This is a genomic window from uncultured Anaerococcus sp. (assembly GCF_947253225.1).
Classification (GTDB): domain Bacteria; phylum Bacillota; class Clostridia; order Tissierellales; family Peptoniphilaceae; genus Anaerococcus.
In genome coordinates, this window is sequence record NZ_CAMXYR010000077.1 from 1 (window position 1) to 5745 (window position 5745).

Below are 5745 nucleotides of genomic sequence, written 5' to 3' on the forward strand. Positions count from 1 at the left end.
TATAAATATCAAAAAAGAACATTTTATTATGCAAAGAATAAATGTTTTCACAAAGGAGTAAATATGAAAAATTATGACACATCTAAAATCAGAAATTTAGCTTTAGTCGGTCACTCAAAGGCAGGTAAGACCTCTTTGACAGAAGCACTACTATATAAAACTGGTGTGATCGATAAGAAAGGAAAAGTTGAAGAAGGTTCAACCGTTTCAGATTATGAAGCTCAAGAAAAAAAGAGAAAAATATCCCTTCAAACTTCAATAATTCCAATCGAATACAATGATTTTAAGATTAATTTTATAGATTCTCCTGGATTTTTTGACTTTGAAGGTGAAGTTTTGCAAGCTCTAAGAGCAGCAGAATCAGCACTTTTTGTTATAGATGGAGAAAATGGTATAGAAGTTGCTACCGAAAAATATTGGAAGTACACCCAAGAGATTAATCTTCCTTCTATAATTTTTGTAAACAAATTGGATAAGGAAAATGCTAACTTCAATAAGGTTGTTTCAGACCTCCATATAGAATTCGGCAAGAAAATAATTCCTCTAACCTTGATGTTGGGTGAGGGTGAGAACTTCGAGGGAATTATTGATGTTATAGAAAAGAAAGCCTACACTTATGAAAACAACGAGAAAAAGGAAGTGGAAATTCCTGAGATAAGACTTGCCGAAGTGGATGAAGTTTATAATCAAGTTATAGAAGCCGTGGCAGAGTCTGACGATAGCTTGATGGAGAAATTCTTTGAGGGAGAAGAGTTTTCCGAAGAAGAATTTATGAAGGGTCTTTCTAAGGCAATCCTCCAAGGGGATGTTGTTCCATTAATCGCAGGTTCAAGCGAAAAACACATAGGTCTGACATCTTTATTGGATACCATTACAAAGTATATGCCTTCAATTGATGATGAAGCAGCAAATATTGGTTATAGGGTAAAAGAAGGTTACCAAGCTTTTGAACCTAAGGCAGATGCACCATTTTCTGCAGTTGTCTTTAAGACAATCGCCGATCCATTTGTTGGAAAGATATCAATCTTTAAGATGATTTCTGGTTCACTTAAGAAAGATGATAAGATTTTAAATGTAAGTAAGGGCGTTGAAGAAAAGGTTGCAAATCTCTTTGTCATGAGAGGAAAAGAGCAAATAAAAGTTGATAAACTAGTCGCTGGAGATATTGGAGCTTTCTCTAAGGTGGACTCTGCATCAACTGGAGATACCCTAGCTAGCAAGGAAAAACCAATTGAGTATAAGAGAATTAAATATCCAAAACCAGTTCTCTTCTATGCGATTAGAGCTCTTAGCAAAAACGATGAAGATAGGATATCTGAAGCTTTACAAAAACTTGCCGAAGAAGATCCAACCTTTAAGGAAGAAAGAAACCAAGAAACTAACCAATCAATCTTATCAGGTCTTGGCAATGTTCAGCTTGAAGTTTTGATGGATAAATTAAAAGATAATTATTCGGTAAATACTGAAGTAGTAGAATATAGAATCCCTTATAGGGAAACAATCAAGTCTAAGTCAGATGTTCAAGGAAAACACAAGAAACAATCTGGTGGTGCAGGTCAGTATGGAGATGTATTCATTAGATTTGAGCCTATTGAAGAAGATTTTATCTTTGATGAAGAAGTTTTTGGAGGAGCTGTTCCAAAGAACTACTTCCCAGCAGTAGAAAAGGGCCTTGTAGAATCCCTAGCTGAAGGACCACTTGGAGGTTACAAGGTTACTGGCATCAAGGCAACTCTCTATGATGGGTCCTACCATCCAGTAGATTCCAACGAACAAGCCTTCAAGACTGCGGCAAAAATAGCCTTCAAGAAAGGAATAGAAGCAGCAGATCCAATCCTTCTCGAGCCAATTATGAAACTAGAAATCAATGTTCCAGATGCAAACATGGGTGATGTAATGGGAGATATGAACAAAAGACGTGGAAGAATCCTTGGTATGGAACCACAAGCTGACGGAAGTCAAGTCATTTTGGCAGAAGCTCCTCTAGCCGAAGTTTTAACCTATGCGATTGACCTTAGAAGTCAAACGTCAGCTCGTGGCTCATTCTCTATGGAATTTGTTAGATATGAAGAAGTGCCAAAAGAAATTACTACTAAAGTATTAGGAAAATAAAGAAAGAATAAGCAAGGAGAGTGCAATGGCAAAGTGGGAAATAATTAATATAGATCCTTGGCTAAAGGACTATGAAGGCGATATCAACTTGAGGATGGATCGCTATAAAGAACAGAAGGAAAGACTTTTAGGAGTTGACGGAAAACTAATAGATTTTGCTAATGCACACAAGTATTACGGTTTTCACAAGATAAAAACAGGTTGGATATATAGGGAATGGGCACCAAATGCTGATGGACTCTATCTCATAGGGGACTTTAATAACTGGGACAGGCATTCTCACCCAATGAGAAGAATCAACAATGAAGATTGGGAGATTGAAATAAAAGGAATTAGAAACCTTCCTCATGGCTCAAGGGTCAAGGTTCTTGTTGATGCTAACGGAAAGATTAGTGATAGGATTCCCTTGTATGCAACAAGGGTAGAAATGGATGAGAATCTCGACTATGCTGGAATTATTCAAAATCCTAGAAAGAAATTTAAGTGGGAAGATGAAAGTTTTAAGATAAATAGGGATAAGCTCTTAATCTATGAAGCCCACATAGGTATGGCTGGTGAGGAAGGTAAAGTTTACTCCTACAAGGAGTTTGAAAAATACATTCTTCCAAGAATAAAAAAAGATGGCTATACAACTATCCAGCTTATGGCAATAGCAGAACATCCTTACTATGGATCTTTTGGCTATCAAGTGTCCAATTTCTATGCCCCAAGCTCTTGGTATGGTGAAAATGATGAACTAAAATCATTAATCAACTCCTGTCACAAGGAAGGTATCAATGTCATAATGGACTTGGTTCATTCTCATGCTGTCAAAAATACCGCTGAGGGAATAAACGAATTTGATGGAACAGTCTATCAATTTTTTCACGAAGGAGAAGAGGGCAACCATCCAGATTGGGACTCCAAACTATTTGATTACAAGAAACCTGGAGTTTGTCATTTCCTTCTATCAAACATTAAATACTGGCTAGAAGAGTTTCACTTTGATGGCTTTAGGTTTGATGGTGTAACTTCCATGATTTACAAAGACCATGGCAGGGGCGAAGCCTTTGACTCCTACAAGAAATACTTCTCCATGAACACGGATATAGAAGCCATAAACTACTTGCAATTAGCCAATGAGCTTATAAAAGAAATAAAGCCATCTGCTATAACCATTGCAGAAGATATGAGTGGAATGCCAGGAATGTGTCTGCCACTAGAGGTAGGGGGAATTGGATTTGACTATAGACTTGCAATGGGGATGCCAGACTTTTGGGAAAAAGCTCTACTAAAAAGGGATGAGGACTGGGATTTATCCAAAATGTGGTATGAGCTTTCAACCCATAGACCAGAAGAGAAGAGAATTTCCTATGTTGAAAGTCACGATCAAGCCTTAGTCGGCTCTAAGACAAGCATCTTTAGGCTTGCTGATCAAGAAATGTACTGGAATATGAGAAAAGACGATCATAATATGGTAATAGATAGGGCTATTGCCCTCCACAAAATGCTAAGATGGATTACCATATCCATGGGAGCAGATGGTTACCTAAACTTTATGGGCAACGAATTTGGTCATCCTGAATGGATAGATTTTCCGAGAGAAGGTAATGGATATTCCTACCATTATGCCAGACGTCAATGGTCTTTGGCAGATTCCAAGGATTTGAAATACCAATACCTAAACAATTTTGACAACGCCATGATTGACTTTGTCAAAGAAAACAATCAACTATCAAACGAAACATACAGGCTATGGATAGATAATGATAGAAAGATTATAGCCTTTAGAAATGGAGACGTAGTCTATATCTTTAACTTCCATCCAGAAAATTCTTACGAATCCTTCCACCTACCAATCCACGACATAGGTGAGTTTGAAGTAGTAATGGATACCGATGAAGAAGAATTTGGCGGCTTTGCAAGAATTAGCCACGAATATATATATCAAACAGAAAGGTTGGCAGGAACTGATTATGACGGAATAAAAATCTACATTCCATCAAGAACGGGGCTTGCTCTAAAGAAAATCAAATGAAAATAATTTGTCTAGGAGATTCCTTCACCCAAGGGTACCTAGTAGATAAGGAAAACTACACCCGCTTTCTTGAGAAGGCGGGCTTTCTAGTTAGAAACCTCGGGGTAAATGGGTCCACCACCGAAGAAATGTTAAATAGGTATGAGGGGTTTAAAGGATCGGATAAAAAAGATGTTCTTGTAGTATTTGGAGCTACAAACGACTTTCTAAATGGAGAGAGCGTAGAATTTGCCTACCAAAATCTAAAACGTATATTAAATATGAGAAAAGTAGAGAAAACAATCCTTGTTCTACCTCCTTATATAGAAGAGGAGGAAGTCTATATATTCTACAAAGAAGTTAATGACAAAATCGACTACCTAGATGAAAAATTAGAAAATCTAATAAAAAATCAAGATGTAAGCCTAATAGATGCAAGGAAAATTTCTGGTAGATATATTGATGGAATTCATTTGGCTAGAGATTTTCACAAAAAACTAGCAGAGGAAATATTAAGGGAAATTAATGATTGAACAAATAGAAAAGCAGGAAATGGTAAGAGAAATAATGAGAAATAAATTGCTCTATGGAGCCATATCCCTAGTGATAGTAGTCCTAGTAAGTGTGATAATTCTTACCATTATAAAAAAAATAATAAATAAGTTTCTTGAAGGAAGCCTAGTAAAAAAATCATCAGTCAATACAAATAAAATACACACAATATCCAAGGCTTTATACTCTATAATAAGAGTTGTAATCATATTTATAGCTATAACAATGGTTCTTGACATATTCGGCATCAATACATCGACTCTCATAGCGACAGCAGGAGTTGGTGGTGTTGCTCTAGCTCTAGGAACTCAGACCTTAATAGCAGACTTCATAAAAGGGATGTTAATAATCGTAGATGATAAAATAAGGGTAGGAGAATGGATAAAGGTAGCAGGAATTGAAGGGGAAGTTGAAGCTCTCGACTTTAGAGTAACAAAAGTAAGGGATTTTAATGGATCGCTACACATAATACCAAACTCAGAAATAACAAGTGTCCAAAACTTCAACAGGGGTCTAATGATATCTGAAGCAACCTTTAGTGTATCTAATGATACAAGCCTTGACCAAGTAAAAGAAATGGTCGAAGCTATTTCTACAAAAATAGCTAATAAAGAGGAATACAAGCGTGTATTTAAAGAGAGATTTAAAATATTTGAAATTAAAGATCTGAATGACTTCTCATATAAAGTAAGAATTACCGCTAAAGTAAAGAATGGTCTCCAGTGGAAAATTTCAAGAGAGATTAGAGAAATGATAAAATATGAAATGGAAGAAAGGAAAATAAAAAGCTCATTAGTGGAGCATAAAAGTTATGAAAAAATACAAGGTAGATGATATAGTTACACTAAAAAAGGGACATCCCTGCGGAGAAAATTTATGGAAAATTCAAAGGCTAGGAGCAGATATCAAGCTTAAATGCCTGGGATGTGAAAAAAACATATGGATGAAAAGATTAGACTTTGATAAAAAAATTAGAAAAATAAAAGACAAAGATGGGAAGATGGTAGCAATAGTTAACTACAACCCAGACTAAAAACAGGAAAAATCACCTAACCCAATGGTTAGGTGATTTTTTAAATAAAAAA

General features: G+C 36.0%; 5 protein-coding genes. All 5 read left to right on the plus strand.

Features of this window, described 5'->3' with window-relative positions; all coding sequences use genetic code 11:
- Positions 1–63 precede the first annotated feature (63 nt).
- From fusA to Q0W95_RS07295, 5 genes are read left to right on the plus strand one after another with little or no spacing between them, the layout of a single operon-like run.
- A complete protein-coding gene (gene fusA, locus Q0W95_RS07275; protein WP_297791362.1) occupies positions 64–2112 on the plus strand; it encodes an elongation factor G in 2049 nt (682 codons plus the stop codon).
- 25 nt (positions 2113–2137) lie between these two features.
- Entirely contained in the window at positions 2138–4129 is a 1992-nt protein-coding gene (locus Q0W95_RS07280; RefSeq protein WP_297791364.1) for an alpha-amylase family glycosyl hydrolase, read from the plus strand.
- The gene (locus tag Q0W95_RS07285; RefSeq protein WP_297791366.1) at positions 4126–4641 is read left to right on the plus strand and encodes a GDSL-type esterase/lipase family protein; all 516 of its coding nucleotides are present in this window, start codon (positions 4126–4128) and stop codon (positions 4639–4641) included. The genes Q0W95_RS07280 and Q0W95_RS07285 overlap by 4 nt, the downstream gene beginning before the upstream one ends.
- Entirely contained in the window at positions 4634–5494 is an 861-nt protein-coding gene (locus tag Q0W95_RS07290) for a mechanosensitive ion channel family protein (protein WP_297791368.1), read from the plus strand. The genes Q0W95_RS07285 and Q0W95_RS07290 overlap by 8 nt, the downstream gene beginning before the upstream one ends.
- Complete coding sequence (locus Q0W95_RS07295) at positions 5472–5693, plus strand: DUF951 domain-containing protein (protein ID WP_297791370.1); 222 nt, start codon at positions 5472–5474, stop codon at positions 5691–5693. The genes Q0W95_RS07290 and Q0W95_RS07295 overlap by 23 nt, the downstream gene beginning before the upstream one ends.
- Positions 5694–5745: the final 52 nt, after the last annotated feature.

Excerpts from the sequence above, each read along its gene's own strand:
- fusA (WP_297791362.1), top strand. The coding sequence starts at position 64 with ATGAAAAATTATGACACATCTAAAATCAGAAATTTAGCTTTAGTCGGT.
- Q0W95_RS07280 (WP_297791364.1), top strand. The coding sequence starts at position 2,138 with ATGGCAAAGTGGGAAATAATTAATATAGATCCTTGGCTAAAGGACTAT.
- Q0W95_RS07285 (WP_297791366.1), top strand. The coding sequence starts at position 4,126 with ATGAAAATAATTTGTCTAGGAGATTCCTTCACCCAAGGGTACCTAGTA.
- Q0W95_RS07290 (WP_297791368.1), top strand. The coding sequence starts at position 4,634 with ATGATTGAACAAATAGAAAAGCAGGAAATGGTAAGAGAAATAATGAGA.
- Q0W95_RS07295 (WP_297791370.1), top strand. The coding sequence starts at position 5,472 with ATGAAAAAATACAAGGTAGATGATATAGTTACACTAAAAAAGGGACAT.